This window comes from Corynebacterium coyleae (assembly GCF_030408635.1).
Classification (GTDB): Bacteria; Actinomycetota; Actinomycetes; order Mycobacteriales; family Mycobacteriaceae; genus Corynebacterium; species Corynebacterium coyleae.
On the sequence record NZ_CP047198.1, the window covers coordinates 2,142,784 to 2,167,196 of the forward strand.

Here is a 24,413-nt window from a genome sequence, read left to right on the forward strand (position 1 = left end):
ATGTTCGCCCTCGCCGACTGGGCCCTGCCCGCAGTGCCGTACCTGACGGTGCTGATGATTCTGCTGCCGCTCATCTCCGCGGCGTTCATCCTGGTGTTCCGCGGCGTGAACCTGCAGCGCTTCATCGCCCTGCTGACCCTGGCCACGCTGACGGTTATGTCGGCGGTGCTGATCATCGTCGCCGACACCCACGGCATCCAAACGGTGCAAATGGGCGGCTGGGAGGCGCCGATCGGGATTACGTTGGTGGCGGACAGGTTGTCGTCGATAATGTTGTTCGTCTCCTCGATCGTGCTGGTCGCGGTGATGTGGTACGGCATCTCCCAAGGCCTGCGCGATGGTGACGACGACGACCCAATCGCCGTGTTCCTCCCCTCCTACATGCTGCTGAGCATGGGCGTGAACCTGTCGTTTTTGGCCGGCGACCTGTTCAACCTGTACGTCGGGTTTGAGATCTTCCTCGTCGCCTCATACGTGCTGCTCACCCTGGGTGCGTCGCCGCAACGCGTGCGCGCTGGCATCGGTTACGTGATGGTGTCCATGGCGTCGTCGATGGTGTTCCTGTTCGCGCTGGCGCTCGTGTACGCGTCCGTGGGCACCGTGAACATGGCGCAGGCGGGCATCCGCATGGAAGACGTGCCCAACGGCACCAAGGCAGCAATCTTTGCGACGATCCTCATCGCCTTCGGGATCAAAGCCGCCGTCTTTCCCCTGGACGCCTGGCTGCCGGACTCCTACCCCACCGCCGCCTCCATCGTCACCGCCGTGTTCGCAGGCCTGCTGACCAAAGTCGGCGTGTACGCCATCATCCGCATGCGCTCCACCGTGTTTACCGACGGCTCCCTCGACTCCATGCTCATGTGGGTCGCACTGCTGACCATGATCGTGGGTGTCATGGGCGCGATCGCCCAAAACGACATCAAACGTCTCATGTCCTTTACCCTGGTCAGCCACATCGGCTACATGATCTTCGGCGTGGCCCTCGGCTCGGTCGCGGGCCTGTCGGGTGCGATCTTCTACGCCGTACACCACATTCTGGTGCAGACGTCACTGTTCCTGGTGGTCGGTCTCGTGGAAAGGCAAGCAGGCTCCGCCCAACTGCGACGCCTGGGCTCCCTGCTCTACACCGCACCCGTGATTGGCGTGCTGTACCTCGTCCCGGCGCTCAACCTCGGCGGCATCCCGCCCCTGTCCGGCTTCCTGGGCAAAGTCATGCTCATCCAAGCCGGTGCCGAAGACGGCTCCTGGCTCGCCTGGACCCTCATCGGCGGCGCAGTGGTCACCTCGCTGCTCACCCTGTACGCCATGATGAACGTCTGGTCCAAAGGCTTCCTGCGAGATCGCGCCGACGCCCCCGAAGGCGACGTCGTCCTCGCCCGCCCCGCCAACCTTGCCGAGCGCGGCGAGACCGTCTCTGCCGGCGAACGCGACGACGTCGGCCGCATCCCCGTCGGTATGTTCCTCTCCTCCGCACTGCTGGTGCTCGCCTCCACGTCGATCACGTTCCTGGCCGGCCCGATCTCCAACATCACCGACCGCGCCGCCCAATCCGCCCAAGACGTCACCATCTACCGCAGCGCAGTACTTATCGACGACCCCACCCAAGCCACCCGCAACCTCGACACCTTCACCGAACCCACCGACTCCCACGGCGGGCACGACTCGCTGATGAACCGTCGCAACCAGGAGGTGCGTAACTGATGAGCCTGCTCACAGGTGTAAAAAACCGCATGCGCCCCGCCTCCGTCGCGTGGCTAACCTTCATGTGGGTCCTGCTCATGGGCGAAGTGTCCTGGGGTAACGTGGCCGCCGGCCTCGCACTTGGCGTCGTCATCGTGCTGGCCCTGCCGCTGCCGCGCGTCCCCCGCAGCGGAAACCGCATCCACTGGCCACGCCTGATCGCCTTCGTCGGCATCTGGCTGTGGGACCTCATCGTCGCCTCCGCCAAAGTGGCCTGGCTCTCGCTGCGGCCCCAACCCCAACCCAAAAACGCGATCCTGCGCGTGCCCATGCGCGTCAGCAACGAATTGGTGTTCTACCTGGCCACCTGCGCCTACAACCTGCAGCCCGGCGGCACCGTCACCGACATCGACCTGGCCAACCGCGAATGGACCATCCACGTCCTCGACGCGTCCACCCCGGCCGACATCGAACGCGAAATTGCCAACGTAGCCACCCTGGAACGCCAAATGATCGGGATCTTCGAAAGCAGGAGCAAATGAACGAAACGATCTACAACGTCTTCCTCGCCATAGCCGCCATCTTCATCTTCGCCGGCTTCTTCATCCTCGCCTGGCGAGTCATCGTCGGCCCCGACTCCCTCGACCGCGTCCTAGCTAACGACGGCATCACCGCCTCCCTCCAGTGCGCCCTCGCCCTCTACATCTGCTGGACGTTAGACACCACCGTGGTCAACGTGATGATCGTCATCGCACTCCTCGGCTTCATCGCCTCCCTGTCCGTCGCCCGCTTCCGCAAGAGGGATGGTTCCCTATGATCACCGACATCATCTCCCTGATCTTCATCCTGCCCGGCGCGTTCATGGTCTTCTCCGCCGCCGTCGGCACCGCACGCTTCAACTCCACCCTCGCGCGCGTCCACGCCATCACCAAACCCCAAACCACCGGGCTCGTGCTGTTCATGATCGGCACCATCATCCGAGTCACCACCGCCGAAGACTTCGGCGTCCACGAAAAAGGCGACATCGGCATCATGATCCTGCTGGTGCTGTTCGCCCTGATGACCAACCCCGTCACCGGCCAACGCCTCGGCCGCATCGCCCGACGCGAAGGCCTCTACGGCGAAGACGGCCAACTCACCCGCAACGACCGCCCCGCCAGCTACCACCCCAAGCGCATCAACCCCAACAAGCCCACCGAAACCGAACGGCCGGCGGGCTAAGGGCTGGCTGCTACGGCGCTACGGCGTGAGTTCCCACATTTCGTCGCAGGTCGCGTCCACAACCGCCTTCCAATCACCCGTGCGCTGGTAAATCTCCCGCTGGCGCTGGTAGCCGGCGCCACGCTCGACGATCTCGCCGACCAGCCGTAGCTCGTCGAGGCAGTTGAGGTCTTGGGCCGTGGGCGTGAGTTCGTCGATAAGCAATTGCAGCTCGTGCTTAATCCAGTCCTCGTCCGTATCGCGGCTAGTGATCACGAGCGCGTCCATGCCATAGCGAGCGCCGCGCCACTTATTCTCCGCGACGTGCCACTGCTGCAGGGTGGGCAGGGACTCGCCGCGATCGAGCATCCGGTCGTAGTGGACCACGAGACAGTGCGTGAGCGCCACGACCGCGGCGAGCTCGCGCAGGTTAGACGTGGCATCCGAAATGCGAACCTCGATCGTGCCCCACTTCGCGGCCGGACGGACATCGAAATGCATCGAACCCGTGTGATTAATCACGCCCGAAGTCTGCTGATCGCGCATAAACGCAACCCACTCATCCCAATCCTGGAACTGATACGGCATACCCGCGGTGGGAAGCTGCTGGTAAAGCATCGTGCGGTTCGAAGCGTAACCCGTATCGATGCCGTCCCAACCCGGGCTCGAGGCGCTTATCGCGAGCAGGTGCGGGTACTTCGTCATCACCGCATTAATGATCGGCCACACCTTGTCCTCATGACTGATCCCAATGTGGCAGTGGATACCCCACAACAACATGTGCTGACCCCAATACTGGGTGCGATCCGCGATCTCCTGATACGTGTTCTTCGGACTCAACGGATTCGTGCGGAAATCCGAAAACGGGTGGCCGCCGCTCGCCCACAGGCGGAGGTTCTTCTCATCCGCGACCTCCTTGATCGCTTTGAGGTCGCGCTGGAGGGCGTCGACCGCCTCCCTGGTATTCGTGCAGATCGGCGTGACAAGCTCGATCGTGTTCTGTAGAAACTCCGGCTCCAGGTGCACGTCCGGATTGCGCTTCTGCACCTCCTCGATCACCTCAGCCGCACGCGGCACAAGGTCGCGCGTTTCCGGGTCGACGAGACAAATCTCCCACTCGACACCGAGGGTAGGGGCGGCCGACCTGGCAAAATCGCGAAACGGATCCATAGTCAGCCAGCCTAACCGCTTCAGTTCCCGGGACTGGCATGGCGAAGCGGTTTATATGCGGGGCGGTGCTGTTGGGGTTCCGCCTTCCACACAGATGGTGAGGACGCAACGGAGAGCTTGCCGATTTTTGGCCATCTTCACCCTTGCATTCTCACCATGTGGAGGTCGGGTGCCGGTGTGGTGTCGTCGCAAAGCTAAACGGCGCCTCCTACACGGCATATTTCGCTAATTTTCGACGAAATGCACCGTGTAGGAGGCGCCGTTTGGAGGCTAAAACTAGCCGGCGAGGACGACCGCGACCGCGCTGCGGTTATTCGCGGCCTGCTCCGGAAGGCCGACGGCGCCCTCCGGGATGTCATTCTTGGCGCGGGCGGTGCCACCGACGCGGCGGGCGATGTCGGCAGCGACCTGCTCAGCACCCGGGGTGGCCGGGTCGAAGAACACGTAGGTCTCCGGGAAGATGCCGTACTGCTGCTCAGGCATGTTCATCGTCGCAGCGTCCTGGGACTGATTAGCGACGTTGAACTGACCCTTAAGCTGGTCCGCCGTGCGATTAGCCAGGTCAGCGATGCCGGAGTTGTTGTAGACGAAGACCTGCGCGCTCGCATTGTCGAGCTGCGCGCCCTGCGGGGCCGGAGCCGGAGCCGGTGCCGGGGTCTCGGCGTTCGGGTCTTGCGCGTTGGGGTCCTGGGCCTGGTCGCCTTCGCGCTGTTCGGCGTTCGGGTCCTGCGGCGAGTTCGGGTCCTGGGAGGCGTTGGGATCCTGGGTGCCCTGGCCCTGGCCCTCGCCAGGCTGGGCCGCGGACGGGGCGGCCTCGGCGGTAGCGGAGGTGGAGGTTTCGGACGAGGCGGAGGATGCGGCGTTGTTGTCGTCGCCTTTCTGAGTCATCGCCCACAGGGCCCAGAGCAGCAGCAACGCGGCGACGGCGATAAGGATCATGGCGAGGCCACGGCGAGGCAGGCCGCCCTGGGCGGCAGCGGCGCCCGCGCCAGCAGCGGCACCAGCAGCGGCGCCGCCAGCGGTGACGGCGGTCGAGCCGGCACCAGCACCTGCACCAGCACCAGCACCGGCACCGGCGGCGTAGCCTGCGTACGCCTCGTCGTAGGCCTCGTCATAGTCATAGTCGGCGTCGTCGTCGCGACGGTGCGCGCCGCGGTATTCCTCGGCGGGTGCGTCGGTGGGGGTGTCGTCGATAATTTCGGCGTCGAGGGGCTCGTCGCCCACGTTGTCGTAGCGGGGGTCGTTGCCATACTGATCTTTAGTCACAGCAGCAACAATAGCCACACCTGGTGAGGGAAGGGAGGCAACACACCGGGTTAGGCGTCGCGAAGCCTTTGCAATCGCCGCACCAACTGAGGCTCCGCCGCGAGCGCATCCGGATTATCCAAAAGGACGTTGAGGCGCTGGTAGTAGCGGATCGGCGTCATGCCAAGTTCGGCACGGATAGCGTCCTCGCGCTTGCCGAGGGACCGCGGGGCGCGCGCGGCGAAACGGAGCACGGCGAGGTCGGTGTCGGAAAGCATGCCTAATATATTGGCATGACCATCCGACCCATCGTTATCCACGGCGACCCTGTGCTGCACGAACCGACCAAACAGGTCACGCAGCCCGTTGAGGAACTGCAGGAACTCATCGCCGACATGCACGAAACCATGGACGCCGCCCACGGCGTGGGCCTGGCCGCCAACCAGATTGGTGTGCCGCTGCGCCTGTTCGTCTACCACTGCCCCGACGGCGACGAGATGCGCCGCGGCACCGTGATCAACCCGGTGCTGGAAACTTCCGAAATCCCGAAGACAATGCCTAGCGACGACGGCGAGGACGACGAAGGCTGCCTCTCCGTGCCCGGCTACTCGTGGCCGACCGGCCGCGCCGACTGGGCAAAGGTCACCGGCCTGGACGAGAACGGCAACGAGATCGAGGTGGAGGGCACCGGCTTCTTCGCCCGCTGCCTGCAGCACGAGGTCGGCCACCTGGACGGCTTCCTGTACACCGACGTACTCACCGGCCGTTACAAGAAGGAAGCGAAGCGCGAAATCCGCGACAAGGGCTGGCGCGAGCCGGGCAACACGTGGCTTCCAGGCACCGACGAGGATCCGTTCGGCCACTAACGCGGTATGATGTGCGGGACTGTCTATTTTTCCGGAGGCACCCATGCGCATCCCCGCCGTCATCGCCGCGACTGCGATCACGCTGACCACTCCCGCTGCGCCCGAAACGCCGCTCGAGCAGCTGCTTAGCGACGTCACCGAGACCCGCACCACCTCCCTCACCGCACTTAAGGAAGCGGATGGCGAGGACGAGGTCCGCGAGATCCTCACCGATTGGCGCAAGGACCTCATCGAGGCCGCCGACGACCTTGAGGAGCTCCGCGAGGACGCCGGCGAGTTGACCGACGAGGAAGAAGCCGAGTTCGACGACGCCGCCGACGCCCTCAAGGCCGAGCGCGCCGGTGTGCGTAAGTTGCGCTCAGAGCTTTTGCTTAACGACGACACCGTTGTCCTCCCCTCCGCCCTCAAGGGCCTCGACGGCATCTTGGGCACCACCGCCTTCGACGCCTTCGAGCGCTCCGAGAACGGCGACGCCCGCATCATCTACGGCATCCCGGGCGGCAAGGAAGAGGCTGCCGCGTCGGAGGATGCGACTGCGGAGAAGGCTGGCGAGAAGGCTTCGGAGAAGGCTGCTGTTCCGGCAACCACGGTGTCGACCACCCCGAAGACCACCGAGCCGAGCAGCAAGGCGCCGAAGACGTCTGAGTCGCTGAGCCTGCGCGCCGAGCGGATGCAGGACACCACCACCACCTCGGAGACCACTGAGTCCACCACCACCGAGAACACCACGACGAACACGTCGTCCGGCACCGAGACCACCACCAGTACGACTACCGGGCAGACCACAACCTCCGGCACTTCGTCGAGCACGACGTCCAGCGCGACCGCCACGACCTCGTCGTCTTCGTCTTCCTCTTCGTCGACGACGTCGGCGTCGGTGCTGCAGAACCGCACCACCTCTGCAACGTCGAGCACGACGCGCTCGACCACGTCCTCGTCGACCACGTCACGCACCACGACCAGCACCGAAGATGAGCGCGACGGCGACCTCGCCGACACCGGCACGCCGATGCGCGGGCTGATCGGCCTGGGTATGCTCGCGCTGCTGGCCGGTGTGGCGTTTATGTTGCCGGGTGCGGGTAGGGCTCGTCGATAAGAAGAGCGCGAGAAACACAACATATGTCGCGTATTTTCCGCTCGGATGACGTCGTGGTGGGGGACCGCGTCGTGGTCAGGCAGCGGCGCGGCGAGCACGCCAGCGACATCATCGGGCACGTCGTGTCGCTCGACCCGCTGGTGGTGCGGCCGCAGGAGGTGGGTGGCTTCCCGTCGTCGAAGGAGGCGATTGAGGTGGCCAACGTGCACATCATTAAGAAGCTGTCTGCAAGGACGGTGCGCAACTCCGAGATCCGCGCGCTGGAACGCCGCATTGCCGACGACATCCCCACCACCGAAGAAGCCTGGGCCGAAGGCTGGCTCATGCGCACCGGGAATACTGACGAGGCGAACTCGGCCGTGCCGCTCGGGCCGTCGGCGGGCCTGCAGCCAGTACCTATCGACGCCATCCGCGCTTTCTACCGCGAACGCAACCTGCCAGTACGCCTCATGATCCCGGAGCGGATCGGCAAACCGGCTCTGAAACTCCTCACCGACGAATGGACACTTGCGGAGGAGCAGGTGGCGTGGGTGGACGGTGAGGGGTACGGGGTGTCGTCGATTAGCAATGTGCCCGAGGGGGCGCTCGAACATCACCGTCGGCGGCTGGCGCTAGGCTAGGCGCATGCGAATCGCCACCTGGAACGTCAACTCCGTGCGCACCCGCGCCGAACGCATCGCCGCATTCCTCGAACGCAACGACGTAGACGTACTCGCGATGCAAGAAACCAAAACCGCAGACGCAACATTCCCCTACGCCACCTTCGAAGCCGCAGGCTACGAGGTTGCGCACGTGGGCGTGAACCAGTGGAACGGCGTGGCCATCGCCTCCCGAGTGGGGTTGGACAACGTGCGCGACCACTTCGACGGCCAACCCGCGTTTGCCAAGAAAGGCGAACCGAAGGTGGAAGCGCGCGCGGTCGGCGCCAACTGCGGCGGCGTGGAAGTGTGGAGCCTGTACGTGCCCAACGGCCGCGAGATCGGCGACCCGCACTACGACTACAAACTGCAATTCCTGTGGTCCCTGGCGGAGTCCGTGCGCCCCGGAGACCTGCAGGTGTTCATGGGCGACTTCAACGTCGCACCCCGCGACGAAGACGTGTGGGACGTCGCCTGGTTCGAAGGCAAAACCCACGTCACCGAACCCGAACGCGCCGCGTTCCAGATGCTGCTGGAGGCGGGGTTGTACGAAATTCGTCACAACGATCCCTACACCTTCTGGGACTACAAATCCATGCGGTTCCAGCACAACGAAGGCATGCTCATCGACTTCCAACTCGCCACCGCACCCATGCGCGACCTGCTCAAACGCGCCTGGGTGGACGTCGACGAACGCCGCGGCAAGGGTGCCTCCGACCACGCACCCGTGATCGTCGATTACGACACGCGCGGCCTCTCCTATGATGAGGTCCGATGAATATCGACCTCGGCTGGTGGCAATTCGCGGCGATGGTCCTCGACTACGCCATCAAATTCGTCATGATCGGTGTGGTGCCGGGCGGGCGCAAACCGTCGTCGGCAAACGCGTGGCTTTTGCTCATCCTGCTGCTGCCCGTCGTCGGGCTGCCGCTGTACCTCCTCATGGGCTCCACGTTCGTGTCGCGACGCCGCCACCGCATCCAAGTTGAAGCACGCCGACACATCGACGACACCAACCTCAACGTCGCCGACTTCCCCGCCGACGTACCCCTGCCCGACGTCACCACCTCCATCGTGCGCCTCAACCGCAACCTCACCGGCTACCCCGCCGTCCACGCCGACGTACGCGCACTCTGGACCGACTACCGCAAAACCATGCACCGCATGGCATCGCTCATCGACGACTCCACCTCCCACGTCAACATCGAAATCTACGCCGTAGCCTGGGACGACACCACCGACGTCGTCTTCCGCGCCATCGAACGAGCCGTCGTCCGCGGCGTCCACGTCCGCCTCCTCTTCGACCACATCGGCAGCCAAAAATACCCCGGGTTCCGGAAACTGAAACGCCGACTGACCGAAATCGGCGTCGACTGGCACATGATGCTGCCACTCGCCCCACTCCGCGGCCGCTGGCGCCGCCCCGACCTACGCAACCACCGCAAACTCCTCGTCGTCGACTCACGCGTAGCCATGCTCGGATCCTTCAACCTCATCGACCGCTCCTACCTCGTCCGCCAACACCGCCGCGCCGGCCGCCAATGGGTCGACGCGTTTGTCGAACTCGAAGGCCCCATCGTCGCGTCCGCCGACTCCATGTTCGCCACAGACTGGTACACAGAATCTGGTGAGGTGATTGAGCAGGCGCCGGTGAGGGAGTCGTCGACAAGCAATGGCGTGCTCCAACTCGTCCCCTCGGGACCCGGATACCTCACCGAGCCGAACCTGCGCATGTTCGTGTCCATGATCCACAACGCAAAAACGCACGTCACGCTCTGTTCGCCCTACTTCGTACCCGACGACTCGCTGCTGGAAGCCATCACCTCCGCCTGCTACCGCGGCGTACACGTCGACCTCCTCGTCAGCGCCAAATCCGACCAATTCATGGTCCAACACGCCCAATCCGCCTACTACGAACAACTCCTCAAAGCCGGCGTGCGCATCTGGGAATTCCCCGCGCCATTCGTGCTCCACACCAAGTTCGTACTTATCGACGACGGCCTCCCCGGCTCCTCCGCCGTCGTCGGATCCTCCAACATGGACATCCGCTCCTTCAGCCTCAACTACGAATCCTCCCTCTTCGTCGCCTCCGGGGCGCTGCTGCACATGCTGTCCGAACTCGGCGCGTGTTATCTAGCCGTGTCGCGGGAGCTTACTTTGGAGCGGTGGGATCAGCGGCCCTGGTACAGGCGCTACATCGACAACGTGATGAAACTGACCTCCGCCCTGCAGTAGGGGGTTTGGGCTGGGTGGCTGGGCGGCTGGGTGGCTGGGCGGCTGGGCGGCTGGGCGGCCTGCCCCAGCCCGGCCCTTTAACGCAAACGGCATATCCTGCACGGTACATTTCGCTAATTTTCCGCGGAATGCGCCGTGTTAGATGTGCCGTTTGGCTAAGTTTGGTGCCTCACCACGCGGGCAGAGCCTCAACCGACGCCGGGCCGATCTTCTCCGAACGACGCTTTGCCGCAACAATGCGGTGAAGCACCTTTTCCTCATCCGCCCATATTTCTTTAGGCGTGATGCGGATGATCCAGTAGCCGGCCTCCCGAAGCTGATTTTCACGATGAATGTGCTGTTGAGCGGCACGTGACGCATCCTCCTCAAACTTGATGGCACCGTCGACCTCAATGACCAGCTGGCCCCACAGCAAATCCACCCGGTATTTGCCGATGCGCATCTGCTCCTGCGCCACGACACCGACGCGCCGAAGCAGAAGGCGAACGAGCGTCTCATACGGAGACTCCGACAGCATCGACAATTGCCCAAACGCCTCTCGGGCCTGTTCAATGCCGCGGTTACCGCTAAGGCGGTGGATTGTTTCCTCCAGCTCAGTGTGGATGCCCCCCTTGAACGCGTCGAGTTTCCCGAAGAACAGGCTGTCCATCGCGACCACGCCTTCTTTCACGCCGTGCCACCGAGCAATGTCGACTGCCGTGCGCACCGGGGTCGTGAGTTTCACCTCGTCGTTCTGGCCTAACGCGGTGATGTCCATGCCTGGTACGACGATTCGTCGATAGGTAACGCCCGAAGGACGCTGCGAGTGTCGGGGAACGCGCCCCTTCGGGTTTGCCATCTCCACCTCAAACGTGCGGGGCAGAACCCACATTCCGTGCGCCGTCGCCGCAGCACGTCCCACCAGTATCGACGTGTGTGCCGCCGCCCCCGCTGCCCAGCACCGTAGGAACTGTTGTTCGTGGGGCTTCAGTTTTACCCATTCCGTGCGCGCGATAAACCTTGTCGACGACAGCTTCACACAAACTTGTTCAGCAGCCTTGCCGCGTCCAACTAGTTTCCCCACCAAATCTTGTCTAATCATGTTGCCCCCTCCCCGAGACGCGCTTGAGTGTAGCGCAGTAGGGTGCGGCGCGGGGTGTCTCAAAGCTAAACGGCGCATCCTGCACGGTACATTTCGCTAATTTTCGACGAAATGCGCCGTTTGCGGGAGGTGGCGCGCCGGGGTGGCGGCACCAGCGCGGCACCAGGGTGGCGGCGCCAACGCGGCGCCAGCGCGGCGGCGCCAACGCGGCACCGGCGGCACCCGCCCCGCAAGCCCCTACGCGTCGCGGGACTCGAGCGCCACCACGCCCGCGATCCAGAGCCCCACCGCCCACACGGCGAAGACCAGCAGCGATACGCCGAGGCCCCAGTGGCCGTTGGGCTGGTTGACCATGAAGGAGGTGAGGTTGCCGAAGGGCAGGAACTTGGCCACGTCGGCGCCGAAGCGCGGGATGAAGCCGACGATGGTTTCTACCAGCAGCATCATGCTGATGCAGGCCACGATGGTGCCGGAGGTGTTGCGCACCAGCCAGCCGACGCCCTGGGTGAACATGGTGATCAGCGCCATGCCGAGGGGGACGGCCCAGAGGGCGCGTTGGGTGGCGGGGTTGGTGGTCCAGTTGGCGGGGACGGAGGCGGTGAGGTCGCCAAGAATGAAGGCGAGCACCAGCGCGACCAGCGCCACGATAGCGGCCAATACGGCCCCGAGCAGCACCTTCGCTACGGCGAGTTGCCAGCGTTGGGCGACGACGCGGAAGTTGGTGGCGGGGATGCCGTAGCGGTATTCGGTGGTGACGGTCATGGCGGCCTGCACGATCACGATGATGGCGATGGTGGTGGCCACGGATGCGATGACGGTCAGGGGCGCGTAGGGCATGCCGCTGGTGCGGGAGGCGTAGCCGAATAGGAGGCCGTAGAGGGCGGAGATGACCAGGGTGATGCCGGTGGTCCAGAAGAAGGATGCGGTGGTGCGCAGTTTGGTCCACTCGGCTTGGATGAGGTTATGCATTGGGGGCCTCCGCGGATACGTACTGGGCTTGGTCTTGGGTGCTGTGCATGTAGGCCTCTTCGAGGGAGGCGCGGCGTTCGGTGAGTTCGGCGAGTTGGACACCGGCGGCGAAGGCGAGGGCGCCGATGTCGTCGGAGGTGCGGTCGGCGATTTCGAGTGTCGCGCGCCCTTCACTATCGACGACGCGCCTAAACGGCACCCCACCCAACGCCGCTTCGAGCGCTTGCGTGTCTGCGGCGCGCACCACGGTGGTCACGCCGGAGTTGTTACGGATGAATTCGGCGACGGAGGTGTCGGCGACGAGGCGGCCGCGGCCGATGATGATGAGGTTGTCGGCGGTTTGGGCCATCTCGGCGAGGAGGTGGGAAGACACGAGCACGGTGCGGCCCTCCGCTGCCAGGGACTTCAGTAGGCCGCGGACCCAGCGGATGCCGGCGGGGTCGAGGCCGTTGACGGGTTCGTCGAGGATGAGGTATTCGGGGTCGCCGAGCAGTGCGGCGGCGATGCCGAGGCGTTGGCCCATGCCGAGGGAGAACCCGCCGACGCGCTTGCCGGCGGCGTCGGTGAGGCCGACGAGGTCGAGAACCTCGTCGACACGCTTGCGCGCAATGCCGGCTGCCTGGGCTTGCCAGAGCAGGGTGGCGCGTGCGGAGCGGTTGGGGTGGACCCCCTTGGCGTCGAGGAGGGCGCCGACTTTGCGGGTGGGGTTGGGGATGTTGCGGTAGGGGGTGCCGTCGATAAGCGAATGGCCCGAGGTGGGTTTATCCAGCCCCAGGATCATGCGCATGGTGGTGGATTTGCCGGCGCCGTTGGGGCCGAGGAAGCCGGTGACCACACCGGGTTTGACCGTGAAGGTGAGGTCATCGACGGCTTGGACGGAGCCGTAGCGCTTTGTCAGTCCTTGGACTTCAATCATGCGGTTTAGTATGCACCATCGCGCGCGCAAGCACTGTGTCTAGGGAGGCGGCGAAGGCGGGGTGCAGCGGAAAATCGCGCAGGGTGTCCAGGGGTACCCAGCGCAGTTCTTCGGATTCTTCGTTGGGGGTGGTGGGCAGGGGCTCGTCGCAAAGCGCGAGCACTGTTGTGTAGGACCAGTTGGGGAACTCCGCAGTGCGCAGCGTATCGACGACCGCCACCTCCCCGGGGTCAATCGCACACTCCTCCACCGACTCGCGGATGGCGGCCTCGGCGGGGGTTTCGTGCGAATCGATCGCGCCGCCGGGGATGCCCCACGTGTCGCCCTGGGCGGTCCAGGCGGCGCGGTGTTGCAGCAGCACACGCGCGTTTTCGCCGGTCCCCGCGATAAGGAAGAGGCCAGCGGCCCCGTGAAGACCCCAGAATTTTGTGCCGTTGGGTGCGGTGACCCAGCCGTTTCCGTCGCCAAGCATGCCCCCACTGTAGGTGGAAGCGGTTATTATTGCGGAATGGTAATGCGGGCGACGGCCTCGGCTGCGGGGCTGGAGGAGACGAGCGCGGACGCATGGCTCGATGAGCTGGAGCCGCGCCGCGAACGTGCCCGCTTCTTGCAGGGGCGGCTTGTGCGGCCGATGGCGATGGGGCGCCGGGGCAAGGCGTTTTTGCAGACCACGCCCGGCAAGTTGATCGTGGTGATGGTGGTGCTGACCACCTCGATGCTGGCGGCCGGGCTGTCCATGAGCCAGTCCATGTCGCTGCGTAACCAGTCGCTGGACACGGTGCTGAATGCCACGGAGCCGATGAGTGCGGCGGCGCACGTGCTGTCCACGTCGCTGCTGCGGGCCGACACCGTCGCCGCGGGGTCCTACGTGCAGGCGGGGCCTATGTCGGAGGACGACATGCGCACCTACACGGCGGCGCTGGACCAGGCGGTCAGTTCCGCCTCCGAGATTTACAAGGGCGCGGTGGAGGCCGATTCTGCCTCGAGCCGGGAGATCGAGGACCTGGTGATTAACATCCAGCGCGACCTGCCCGTCTACAGCGGCCTGAACGCGCGGGCGCAGGTGAACCAACGCATGGGCAACCCGGTGGGCGTGGCGTACATGTCGCAGGCCAGCGCGATTATGCGTACGCGGATGCTGTCGGCGGCGCAGGAGATTAATACGCTCACCCGCCAGGACGTTGCCGACGAGATGCGCCGGCTATCCCAACCGCAGTGGGTGACCCTGTCCGGCTTCCTGGCGGCGCTGGGGTTCCTGTTGCTGGCGCAGTGGTGGCTGTGGCTGACGTTCCGCCGCCGTTTCAACCGCGGATTCCTCGCCGCCACGCTGGCGCTGCTCATCGCGATCAGTTGGGCCGGGGTGTCTAACTTCCAGTCCTGGCGCTCCGGATCCGTGGCGTACGCGCGGGCGGCGCAGCCGTGGGAGGAACTCACCGCGGCGCGCATCGACGCCCTGGAAACCCGTACCGACGAAACCTTCGCGTTGCTGCGCCGCGAAACCGCCGCCCAGTCCGCCCGCGACTTCACCGAGACCTACTCGTCGGTCGCTGGCGCGGTGCATACGGCGGAGGATTACGGCATGAGCGAGCAGCTTATCGACGACTCCCGCTCCCACCTCAACGCTTGGTCCAACGAACACGCCGAACTGGTCGGGGCGCTGAACTCCGGCAGTTACGACCAGGCGGCGGCGCTGCTGAGCACGCGTAGCGACGCCGACGGGGAGGCCTCCTTCCGTGGCCTCGACGGGTCCCTGGCGGAACTGATTGCGTCCTCGAGGGAGAACACGCGGCTCTACATTGCGGAGTCGTTGGACGCGACCCGGCGCGTCTCCGCCGCCGTGGCGCTACTGTCCGTGCTGGCAGTGGTGTGTATCTGGTGGGGCATCCGCCGCAGGTTGGGTGAGTACCTATGATGCGCGCTCGGTTCGGCTCGCGTGTGGTTGCGGCGTGTGCGGTGGCGGCGCTTGCGGTGCCGTCGTTGGTGGCGTGCGCCGGCGGTGAGGGGCATGAGGGGAAGGTATCGGCGACGATCGAAACGCCGTCGCCGACCCGCGAGATGGTGCCGCTGCCGCCGGGCGCCCAGTTGGATCCGGCGGCCGGTCCCCCGGCGGATCCGTTCACGCCGGACGAGTTCGAGTGGGAGGGGTCGTTGGACCCGCGCGGGGGCGCTGGAAGTGAAGCGGACGGTGCTGAGGAGGAGGCCCCGAAGCCGAACGTGGAGCGCATCCGCCAGCGCGGCCGCATCATCGTCGGCATCGACCAGTCTTTGTACCTGCTGTCCTACCGCGACACGGACTCCGGCAAGTTGCGCGGGCTCGAGGTGGACCTGGCCCGGGCGATCGCCCACGACATCTTCGAGGATGACCAGGACCTGCGCGTCGATTTCCGCTTCGTCGATTCGGCGGCCCGCACGGAGGCGCTCAACTCGGGTGAGGTGGACATCATTATCCGGACGATGTCGATTACGCCCGAGCGGGCTGAGGTGATTGAGTTTTCTACGCCGTACCTGACGTCGTCGGTAAGAGTGCTCGTGCCCAAGGACCGCGACGTGAATAGCTTGGAGGACCTCGCGGGGCGCACCGCCTGCATCGTCGACGGGACGAACCTGCTGCGTATCGCGAAAACCTACGTGCCGGACTCGAACATTTTGCGCACCCGCTCCTGGTCGGATTGCCTGATGGCGGTGCAGCAGTTTAGGGCGGAGGCGATCGTGGCGGATGATGCGATCCTCGCCGGGCTGGCCGCGCAGGACCCCCACACGACCATTCTGGACGGCGCGTTTGCCACCCAGTACTACGGCGTCGGCGTGGCCAAGGGCCAGGACGATCTGGTGCGCCAGGTCAACGCCACCCTGGAACGGATGCGCAATGACGGCTCCTGGTACACCCTCTACAACACCTGGCTCGGCGGGTCTATAGCTGAATCCTCACCGCCGCCGCTGCGGTACCGGAAGGAGGACAACGATGGCTAAGCCACACGACCACGACGACGTCCAGCCCACCGAAGCGGTCGCCTTCGACCCCTTCGCAGATGATGAACCAGGCACCGAAGCCGTCGCCTTCGACCCCTTCGCCGACGATGATGATCTTGACGACGACTCCGACGCCGAATACGCCGGCCTCGGCGAAATGGCCGGGCTGCTCAAAGACCTGGACAAGTTGCGTAAGGGGTCGGGGCGCGAGGATACGTCGCAACGCTCGCGCCAAGCTGCGCTGGACACCTTCCGCGAACGCCGCGGCACCCGGCGCGCCAGCCGCATCATCGCCGACGGCATGGTGGAACTGCCGTGGGTGGAGCCAACCGAACCACGCGAGGCGCTGATCGACCCGGAGCCAGCCGTGGTGAAGAAGGGCATTGCGCCGCCGGTGCTGCACCCCGGCGACATCGTGGCTGGCCAGTACGAGATCACCGGCGTGATCGCGCACGGCGGCATGGGCTGGATCTACCTCGCGCAGGACCACTACGTGGCCGGGCGCGTGGTGGTACTCAAGGGCCTGCACTCCACCGACAACCCCGACGAGGCCGCAGCCGCCGAAGCAGAGCGCGAATTCCTGGCGGACATCACCCACCCCGGGATCGTGAGAATCTTCAACTTTATCGACGACCCCCGCGTCCCCGGGGGCTTCACCGTCATGGAGTACGTAGGTGGGCCGTCGCTCCGGGCGAGAAGGAATTCGTCGCCAAGCGGAGTGCTCGAACCCGACATCGCCATCGCATACATCCTGGAAGTGCTGCCCGCGCTGGATTACCTGCACTCGCGCGGGGTGGTGTACAACGACCTGAAACCCGACAACATCATTGTCACCGAAGACCAGGTGAAACTCATCGACATGGGCGCGGTGTCCGGCATCGGCGCGTATGGGTTTATTTACGGCACGAAGGGGTTCCAGGCGCCCGAGGTGGCCACGGAGGGCCCGTCGATCGCGTCCGATATTTACACGGTCGGGCGCACACTCGCCTCGCTCGTGGTGGACCTGCCGCAAACCGACGGCATCTACGACCCCGGCCTGCCCACGCCCACCGACGAGCCACTCTTCCGCCAGTACACCTCCCTGTACCGGCTGCTCGCGCGGTGCTGCAACGAAAACCCCGCGCGGAGGTTTGATAGCGTCTCCGAACTGGAAAGCCAACTCCTCGGCGTGCTGCGCGAGGTCGTGGCAGTTCGCGACGGCCGCACCTTCCCCGCCCAACACTCCCTCTTCTCCCCGCAGCGCCGCACCTTTGGCACCAAACACCTGGTGTTCCGCACCGACCAACTCATCGACGGCATCTCCCGCACCGTCGACATCACCCCACAAGAAGTCGTCGCCGCCCTGCCCTCACCACTGATCAACCGTGACGACGTCGGCGCCGCCATGCTCCAAGGCTCCTCCTACGCCGAACCGCGCGAAACCCTGGAAACCCTGCGCCAAGCCATGACCACCCCGCAATACGAACACTCCGTGGAAATCCCCTTCGGCGTGGTGCGCACCATGATCGACCTCGGCCTCACCTCCCAAGCCCGCTCCTGGCTGCTCACCCTCCAGGACCGCTTCGGCGACACCTGGCGCTTCTCGTGGTACTCCGGCGTCGTAGAAATGCTGCTCGGCGACTTCCCCACCGCCACCCGCTCCTTCTCCGAAGTGCTCAACCAACTCCCCGGCGAGGCCGCCCCCAAACTCGCACTCGCCGCCGTCTCCGAGTTGTTGCTGCAAGAGCGAGGCCTCCAAGAGCAATCGCTTATCGACGACTCCCTCGCCCGCACCGCCACCAACCTCGAACACCCCCTCTCTAACGTCCCCACCACCGTGCTTCGCGCCATGGTGGAAAACGGCCAAATGGATCCCACCTGGACCGTCACCGCCCTCGAACCCGGCGCGCTACGCTTCCACGCGATCCGGCTGTACTCCCTGGTGTGGCTCACTAACCCCACCACCGTCTCCTCCGCCTTCGGCCTCGCCCGCATGCTCATGCGGGAAGGGGAAACCGATTTGGCGTTGCGGGCCCTGGACAAGGTGCCCAACGCCTCGCGCCACTCCCGCATGGCCCAACTCACCGCCATCCTCTACCTGGTCCTGCCCGTCGCAGGCACCGGCGCCGACCCCACCGAAGCGCAAATCCGGGAGGCCGCCGCCCGCCTCGACCAGATCCCCACCACCGAGCCGCGCTTCCTGCAGATCAAGACCGCCGTCCTCGACGCCGCCCTGCACTACCTGGTCACCGAAGGCTCCGCCAACACCCCCACCCTTTTCGAATACTCCTTCACCGAACGCGAAATCCGCCACGGCCTCGCCCAAACCCTGCGCGCCCAGGCCCGCGTCGCCCCCTACGCCCAGCACCGCTACGCGCTTGTGGACATGGCGAACAAGGTCCGCCCCGCCACCTGGTTCTGAGGGTGGTGGCTGGTGGGGCCGGTGGGGCCGGTGGGGCCGGTGGGGCCGGTGGGGCCGGTCAAAAGCTAAACGGCGCATCCTACACGGCATATTTCGCTGATTTTCGACGAAATGCACCGTGTAGGATGCGCCGTTTGGGTCCACGGGCCGGGGGCCGGGGCGCAGCACGGGTCGAGGGCCGAGCAGCCGGGGGCCGAGCGCCCCGGCGCGTGGCTAGCGGTTCATGTACGCGGCCGCGGCACCGCCGAGGCCCAGCACCGCCAGGACCGCGATGATGATGCCGACGATCGCACCCGGCGAGGAGCTAGAGCCGCTTCCGGAGCCGCTAGAGCTGCCAGAGCTGCCGGAGGCCTGCGGCTCGACGGTGGAGGTCGGCTTGGTCGCGGTGGGGCCAGGGGTGGTGTAGACCGTCTTGGAAGGCTTGGTTGGCCGCGGCGTGGTCGGCTTCGGGCCCAGGGAGGTGATCGCCGGGTCGCGCTGGCCGGGCAGGACCGGCAGGTTGGTGGCGGTTGGGATCGGCGGGGCCTGGGTCAGGGTCGGCTTGGACGGGTCGGGCTTGGCCAGGATGTCGCGGACCTGGTCGGCCTTTTCCGGGTTGGTTTTCTCCAGGTCGGCGATGAGGTCTTGCATGTCCTTGGCGGAGTAGTTGAGGACGGAGAAGTTGACGGTTTGGTCCTCGACAAGCAGGCCTTCCTCGTTGAAGACGCGGAACTGGATCGGCATTTCGGCTTCGTCGTAGCCGATGGTGTTGGTGATCGGTACTTCGATGGGCAGGGCTGCGTTTTCGGTCAGGGCGCCTTCGACTGGATATTCCCTGCGGAAGTCGCCGCCGGGGTAGTTCACCTGGAGGGTGAATTTGTGCAGGTCGATGCCGAGGTTGGAGAGCTCGACGTTGACGCGGGAGTCGTAACGATTAGCCACGATGTAGGACGGGTTGTCCTTCAGGCTGAGCATGCGCAGGCCCGCCTTGCCGTTGTTGCGTTCGGCGGACAGGGCGACGAGTTGGCTCACGGAGGGGTGGGTGTGGCCGGATTCGTCGGGGTCCTCGTCGGCGACGCCGGAGGTGCCGGTGGCCTTGCGGATTTCGCCGTTGACCAGGTCGAGGTTGTTCCAGTCGGGGGCGATGCTGTAGTCGCCCTTGAAGCATTCGACGGAGCCGTCGGTGCACTTGGCCGGCAGCGGCTTTGTGCTGTCGGGCGTGGCGGTTTCTTTGGAGTAGTTGAACACGCTGAACTGGTAGAGGTAGTTCATGACCGATTCGTAGTGCGGGACGTACTCGCTGTCGGGGCGCTTTACTTTCGACGAGCCCGAGTGGGTCAGGCCGAGGTTGTGGCCGAACTCGTGCAGGATGGTGTTGCGGAGTTGTTCCTGCGAGGTCATGCGTTCGTTTTTGGCGATGTAGAAGGCGCCGTCGGCAAGTAGGGCGTTGCCGGAGGACGGGTTGTCTGCGGCTTGGCTGTCGCCGATGACACCGACGCGGAAGATGTTTTTGCGGTCGCCGAGCAGGCGGTCGCGGTCCTTGATCATCCTGACTGCCGGGTTTTCGCCGGCGAAGTAGTACTCTGCGTAGTCCTCGGTTGGCCCGCCGTGGGGTTCGAGGCCGGGGATGTTGTTGTAGTAGACGCCGGCGTCGATGTGCAGGTTGTAGCCCTCTTTGTCGAAGAGGTCGACGAGGTCGTTCAGCGTTTGGCGCGAGGGGCGGTACACGTTGGTGTTCGCATTGGCGCATTCCTGGAACTTGTCAAAGTCTTCTTCGGTGGGCGCGTACTTGCGCTTGTCGGAGCAGCCCAGGGATTCCCATTCGGATTTCATCCAGTTGAGTTGGAGGAACAGGTCTGGGCGCGTGGGGTCGGCGCCCCAGCGGTGGAGTGGGAATTCTTTGCCGTCGGCGGAGGTGAAGCCGTTGCGTTCCCATTCGTCGGGGAAGCCGTCGCCGTCGGTGTCTTTTAGCGCTTCGCTGGCGGTGCCTTGGAAGGTGACGGTGGCTTCGAGGGTTTCGCCTGGTGCGACGGTGTTTTCCCATTTGCCGGTTTGGAAGCGGCTGGCGTTGTTGGCGCCGGCGAGCGCGTTGTTGAGGGTGTCGCCGGTTGCGGTGGTGGTGGCGTCGTCGAAAAGCGTATGCACGTTGTAGCGTCCGCCGACGGAGACCTCGTACCCGTTGTTTTTGGGGGTGGCGGTGAGTTCGTAGTCGTAGGACATCATGCCTGCGGTGAGGTCGATGGCCAGGGGGCTCGGTGCGTCGGTGACGTTGCGTGCGACGACGTTGACGGTGACTTCTTTGGCGGTGACGGTGAAGGTGCGGGTGAGCTCGACGCCGTTTTTGGTGTGCGTGAGCGTGATGGTGTCTACGCCGTTTTTGCTGGAGGTTTTGACGTCGGTGTCGTTGCCGACGTATTGGACGCGGGTGCCGTCGTTAAACGCGTCGATGTAGAGGGCGGTGGGCAGGCTGCCGTAGGTGGGGTTGTTGTAGGTCAGCCAGCTGACGCGGCCCTTGTTGGCTTCGACGGTTTGGAAGCCTTCGAATGCGCCGGTTTTCGCGTCGACGGAGAACGGACGCGTCTGCTCAATGACGGCGCCTGCCTGTATTGGCACTACGAGACCTGCACCGAGGCTCGCGGCAACCGCGGCGGCGGCGACTTTCTTGTGTACTCGCATGTTCTCCTACTTCCACCAGACTAGGAATTGTTGGTAAAACTCTCGGTTTTCGTACAGGGCGTAGTTGGCTGCCCCGATGAGGCCGAGGATGGCAAGCAGCCCGGCGATCCAGCCTATCGCGTGGGTGTCTACGGAGCTACTGCTTGTCGACGACTCCACCGCCCGTGTCGCCTCCACCGTCACCGTGAACTTGCCACGGGACCCGTCGAGGTATTCGACGAACACCGGCACGGCCTTCGCATGGCCCTCCGCACCTGCGGGGATGCTGGCGGTGAGTTCGCCGGTGGCGTGGTCGATGCCGAAGGTCCAGCCGTCGGATTCGGTTTGGCCGAGCGAGAACGGGTGGTCGATGGCGGTCTCCGGGCGCGTCAGGGCGAAGCGGGAGGTCTCGCCAGCGGTGCCCTTGACCAGCATGTTCTCCAGCTTCGCGTCCTTGGCCAGGGTGGTCGCGCCGTTGGCGGTGAGCACCTGGACGGGCGCGGAGGTGAACAGTTCCGAGCCGTCGCTGAAGCTAATACGCACGGGCACCTCGCGGATGCCGGGCAGGGTATCTGGGGTGGCCTTGACGGTGAGCACGCCGTTTTCCGGGTCGATGGCGGTGTGCAGCCCCTCTACCGGGGTGACCAGGGAGAAGGATCCCTTGTGCTTGGTGGGGGTCAGTACACGTTCCGCGCCTGCGCGGACGTTGCCGCCGAGGTATTCGATGCCGGTGAGGGCGGCCTCGCCACGCACGGCGGTCGCCGGGACCTCGACGATGCGTTGGGAGCCGTCGGTGAACGTGACCACGATCGGGATCAGGGTGGCCAGCGCGTTGCTCCTCGCCGCCATGCCGCCGTCGATGGCGGCGGTGATGGCGCCGGTGGTTTCGTCGACATGGACGCGCCAGCCGGGCTCGCTAAACGACGCCGCCAGCCCGTACCGCGCCCCCTCCGGTGCAGCGGTGGGCAGTTTGGTGGTCGGGTCGCCGCCCTCGGTGAGTTTCAGCGGCGCCCACGACACGGCCTTGCCTTTGGCTTCGGAGCGGGTGGTCACCGGGACGACGATCTCCTGGGTGGAGCCGTCCGGCAGAGTGAGTTTGATCGGCACGTCGAAGGGTGCGTCGGCCGGTGCGTCGGTTGGCACCTTGATCGTGATCTCACCGGTGTTCTCGTCAAGCTCTACCGGCAGGGTGGTCAGGCCGTCTGCCTCGAACTTCGTGCCTTCCGGCACGGAGCCGGTGGGGGTGATCCGGATGTTGCCTTCGGCGTCGAACACCGGCTTGTACTCCAGGCTGCGGACACCGTCGGCGAGGGTGTCGCCGGTGAGGGCGTCGATACGCACGGTGGCAGCTTCGCCGCCTTCGCGGTTGGCGCTGGGCTCGCCTTCGCTCGGCGGCACGTCATCGATGGTGCCGTCCGAGTACAGCGCGCGGACCTGCACCTCGATCGGCTTGGCGTTGTCCTTCGGCGCGGTCGCGCGAATCAGGCCGGAATCCAGGTCGACGGCAACATCCCAGCCGTTGAGTTCGGTGTGCGGGGTGGCCAGCACGTACTCCGCATCCTCAGGCATCTTGCCAATCTGGCGGATCAACACCGTCTTGCCCGGCTGCGCGCCCTTGTTCTGCTCGTAGGCGGGTTGGTAGGTGACGTTGTGCGGGGCGGGGTCCACGATGAACTTCGCATAACGCTCCGCGATGGTGTCATCCGGGAATGTGATCCGCACGCGGACGTCGAAGTTTTCGGTGCGTGGCTTTGTCACCGTGATCACGCCGGTGCCCTTGTCCATTTCAAGGCCCGTGGAATCACCCAGAATCTCGAACTTCGTGCCGGCAGGCAGCGGCTGGTTGCGGTAGCTGCGGCCGCCCTCGGTCAGCTTCGCGGTCGGTGCGCTGTTGTTGCCGGTCTCGCCGTAGCGCAGGTAGCCCGGGCGGTACTCGGGCCAGTAGCGGGAGGCGTCGGTGTTGGGGGGTTGGACGTCGATGGTGACGGTGCTGCGCGCGCCGTCGTCGGTAATCACGCCAAACTTGTACTCCCCCGGGGCCAGGTCGCGCGGCGGGAACGCCTTGATCACGCCGTCGACGCCAACGGTGACCCACTCGGGCGCATCGTCGGCGGCGCGGATGCCCATGCTTGTCGACGGCACCCTCGACGGCGCAGCCTCCACATCCTCACCAGCGCGCACCGTGATCGGATGCCACGCGAAGCCGTCAGCCACGGACACCGAGATCTCAAGGTGCTCCTCCAACAACCTGTCGTCTTCGGTGATGACCTCCACGACCACGTCGTAGTCGCCCGGCTCCTTCGGGGTACCGGTGATGACGCTGTTTTCCTCGTCGTAAATCACGCCGTCCGGCAGGCCCTGGACGTCCACGGAGGAGGCGTTTTCGGTGTCGACGGGGATCTCCAACTTCTCACCGGGCCGGACGGTGCCGTCCGGCGGGGTGGTCAGCTTCTCCCGGACCGGCTCGGGAAGCTCCGAGGTGTCCTTGACGGTGATGGTGAACATGGAGGTGACGACGTTGCCTGCGGTATCAACGAGCGGGCTACCGTCCTCTCCATGCACGCGCGCAGTGACGTTGTAGGTGCCCGGAGTAGTCGGGGCGCCCTTGAGGTAGACGTTCTGGACACGGCCCTTGGCGCGGGAGGTGTCGGCGGTGATGCCTTCGGGGAGGGTGGAGTCGTCGATAGTCAATGTGGCGCCATCGGGAACCCGCAGCGCGCGAACGGGGACCGGCTTGATGCGCTTGTGCGCCCAGAAGGTGCGGTCCTCGACCCGCATGAAGTACGGGTCCGCAGAAAGCACGATGTCGAACGGGACGATCTTGTGGTCGCCGTCCTTGTACACCGCCATGATGTTGATGGTCTCTTCATCCGGCAGCTCTTCGGCCTTGGACGGATCCGGGGTGATGGTCACGGTGCCCGAATCGCCGTCGATCTCAGCACCCCAGGCTGGGTTGACGGCATCGGGATGTTCAAAGCGGTAGTGGACCGGCTTGTTGATGTACGACTCGAGGAAACCGAGGACAGGTTGCGTGGAGGTGGTTTGGCCAAGGCGCACCTTAGCCGCTGGGTAGGAGACGCCGGACCAGCCCTCGTCGACCTCGGGGGGATTCACCGGGTCTGCAACCGGCTCCGGTGCGGCTTCCGTGGGTTCCGCGGGTTCCGTGGTCTCCGTGGGTTTCGTAGTTTCGGCCGCCTGCACCGGCTGCACCGCGCCTGCGATGAGCGACAGGCCGATGGCACATGCTGCGATTGAGGTTCCACGTCGGCGCACACTGGAAACGTTGCGGTGCTGCTCGGCCATCTGCCCATC

21 protein-coding genes are annotated in these 24,413 nt (G+C 65.1%); 12 read left to right on the plus strand and 9 right to left on the minus strand.

What is annotated here, in order from left to right:
• The 4 genes from CCOY_RS10455 to CCOY_RS10470 are packed head-to-tail and all read left to right on the plus strand — an operon-like array spanning position 1 to position 2,901.
• Complete coding sequence (locus CCOY_RS10455; protein ID WP_092100699.1) at positions 1-1,701, plus strand: Na+/H+ antiporter subunit D; 1,701 nt, start codon at positions 1-3, stop codon at positions 1,699-1,701.
• Positions 1,701-2,222, plus strand: a complete 522-nt coding sequence (locus CCOY_RS10460; protein WP_244268639.1) for a Na+/H+ antiporter subunit E — start codon at positions 1,701-1,703, stop codon at positions 2,220-2,222. The genes CCOY_RS10455 and CCOY_RS10460 overlap by 1 nt, the downstream gene beginning before the upstream one ends.
• Entirely contained in the window at positions 2,219-2,497 is a 279-nt protein-coding gene (locus CCOY_RS10465; RefSeq protein ID WP_070422450.1) for a monovalent cation/H+ antiporter complex subunit F, read from the plus strand. Before CCOY_RS10460 ends, CCOY_RS10465 begins: the two co-directional genes overlap by 4 nt.
• Positions 2,494-2,901, plus strand: a complete 408-nt coding sequence (locus CCOY_RS10470; protein WP_070820611.1) for a monovalent cation/H(+) antiporter subunit G — start codon at positions 2,494-2,496, stop codon at positions 2,899-2,901. The genes CCOY_RS10465 and CCOY_RS10470 overlap by 4 nt, the downstream gene beginning before the upstream one ends.
• An 18-nt stretch (positions 2,902-2,919) precedes the next feature.
• Here the strand turns inward: CCOY_RS10470 and CCOY_RS10475 are convergent, their stop codons facing one another.
• The 3 genes from CCOY_RS10475 to CCOY_RS10485 form a co-directional block, all read right to left on the minus strand.
• The gene (locus CCOY_RS10475; RefSeq protein ID WP_070482319.1) at positions 2,920-4,050 is read right to left on the minus strand and encodes a glutamate--cysteine ligase; all 1,131 of its coding nucleotides are present in this window, start codon (positions 4,048-4,050) and stop codon (positions 2,920-2,922) included.
• 276 nt (positions 4,051-4,326) lie between these two features.
• Positions 4,327-5,316: a LytR C-terminal domain-containing protein gene (locus CCOY_RS10480; RefSeq protein ID WP_167594469.1), complete on the minus strand. Its 990-nt coding sequence runs from the start codon at positions 5,314-5,316 to the stop codon at positions 4,327-4,329.
• Between the two features lie 50 nt (positions 5,317-5,366).
• The gene (locus CCOY_RS10485) at positions 5,367-5,573 is read right to left on the minus strand and encodes a DUF3263 domain-containing protein (protein ID WP_070452809.1); all 207 of its coding nucleotides are present in this window, start codon (positions 5,571-5,573) and stop codon (positions 5,367-5,369) included.
• 15 nt (positions 5,574-5,588) lie between these two features.
• Here CCOY_RS10485 and CCOY_RS10490 point away from each other — a divergent pair, with 15 nt between their 5' ends.
• From CCOY_RS10490 to cls, 5 genes are read left to right on the plus strand one after another with little or no spacing between them, the layout of a single operon-like run.
• Complete coding sequence (locus CCOY_RS10490; RefSeq protein WP_070452812.1) at positions 5,589-6,161, plus strand: peptide deformylase; 573 nt, start codon at positions 5,589-5,591, stop codon at positions 6,159-6,161.
• Positions 6,162-6,204: 43 nt separating this feature from the next.
• Positions 6,205-7,257, plus strand: coding sequence for a hypothetical protein (locus tag CCOY_RS10495; protein WP_092100703.1), 1,053 nt, complete (start codon positions 6,205-6,207; stop codon positions 7,255-7,257).
• A gap of 23 nt (positions 7,258-7,280) precedes the next feature.
• Positions 7,281-7,877, plus strand: a complete 597-nt coding sequence (locus CCOY_RS10500) for a GNAT family N-acetyltransferase, cg3035/Rv0428c family (RefSeq protein ID WP_092100705.1) — start codon at positions 7,281-7,283, stop codon at positions 7,875-7,877.
• Positions 7,878-7,881: 4 nt separating this feature from the next.
• Positions 7,882-8,673, plus strand: coding sequence for an exodeoxyribonuclease III (locus CCOY_RS10505; protein ID WP_092100710.1), 792 nt, complete (start codon positions 7,882-7,884; stop codon positions 8,671-8,673).
• Complete coding sequence (gene cls, locus CCOY_RS10510; RefSeq protein ID WP_092100712.1) at positions 8,670-10,130, plus strand: cardiolipin synthase; 1,461 nt, start codon at positions 8,670-8,672, stop codon at positions 10,128-10,130. Before CCOY_RS10505 ends, cls begins: the two co-directional genes overlap by 4 nt.
• Before the next feature lie 169 nt (positions 10,131-10,299).
• Here cls and CCOY_RS10515 read toward each other — a convergent pair whose 3' ends face one another.
• The 4 genes from CCOY_RS10515 to CCOY_RS10530 form a co-directional block, all read right to left on the minus strand.
• A complete protein-coding gene (locus tag CCOY_RS10515; protein WP_167594470.1) occupies positions 10,300-11,211 on the minus strand; it encodes an endonuclease domain-containing protein in 912 nt (303 codons plus the stop codon).
• A 237-nt stretch (positions 11,212-11,448) separates the two neighbouring features.
• A complete protein-coding gene (locus tag CCOY_RS10520; protein ID WP_070839738.1) occupies positions 11,449-12,180 on the minus strand; it encodes an ABC transporter permease in 732 nt (243 codons plus the stop codon).
• Positions 12,173-13,096 (minus strand): ABC transporter ATP-binding protein, encoded by a 924-nt coding sequence (locus tag CCOY_RS10525; protein WP_092100714.1) that lies wholly within the window; start codon positions 13,094-13,096, stop codon positions 12,173-12,175. Before CCOY_RS10525 ends, CCOY_RS10520 begins: the two co-directional genes overlap by 8 nt.
• Entirely contained in the window at positions 13,089-13,568 is a 480-nt protein-coding gene (locus tag CCOY_RS10530) for an NUDIX hydrolase (protein ID WP_070422437.1), read from the minus strand. The genes CCOY_RS10525 and CCOY_RS10530 overlap by 8 nt, the downstream gene beginning before the upstream one ends.
• A gap of 42 nt (positions 13,569-13,610) precedes the next feature.
• Between CCOY_RS10530 and CCOY_RS10535 the strand changes: the two genes are divergently transcribed.
• Genes CCOY_RS10535 through CCOY_RS10545 form a run of 3 tightly spaced genes read left to right on the plus strand, consistent with a single transcriptional unit; the run spans position 13,611 to position 18,467 of the window.
• Complete coding sequence (locus CCOY_RS10535; protein ID WP_092100721.1) at positions 13,611-15,008, plus strand: GlnX family signal transduction membrane protein; 1,398 nt, start codon at positions 13,611-13,613, stop codon at positions 15,006-15,008.
• On the plus strand, positions 15,005-16,066 hold the full coding sequence (locus tag CCOY_RS10540) for a glutamate ABC transporter substrate-binding protein (RefSeq protein ID WP_244268640.1): 1,062 nt from the start codon (positions 15,005-15,007) through the stop codon (positions 16,064-16,066). Before CCOY_RS10535 ends, CCOY_RS10540 begins: the two co-directional genes overlap by 4 nt.
• Positions 16,059-18,467 carry a serine/threonine protein kinase gene (locus CCOY_RS10545; protein ID WP_092100723.1) on the plus strand — a complete coding sequence of 803 codons (2,409 nt, stop codon included), beginning with the start codon at positions 16,059-16,061 and terminating at the stop codon, positions 18,465-18,467. The genes CCOY_RS10540 and CCOY_RS10545 overlap by 8 nt, the downstream gene beginning before the upstream one ends.
• Positions 18,468-18,680: 213 nt before the next feature.
• Here CCOY_RS10545 and CCOY_RS10550 read toward each other — a convergent pair whose 3' ends face one another.
• Positions 18,681-21,122: a hypothetical protein gene (locus CCOY_RS10550; RefSeq protein WP_092100724.1), complete on the minus strand. Its 2,442-nt coding sequence runs from the start codon at positions 21,120-21,122 to the stop codon at positions 18,681-18,683.
• A 6-nt stretch (positions 21,123-21,128) separates the two neighbouring features.
• On the minus strand, positions 21,129-24,404 hold the full coding sequence (locus CCOY_RS10555) for a Rib/alpha-like domain-containing protein (protein WP_092100725.1): 3,276 nt from the start codon (positions 24,402-24,404) through the stop codon (positions 21,129-21,131).
• Positions 24,405-24,413 lie beyond the last annotated feature (9 nt).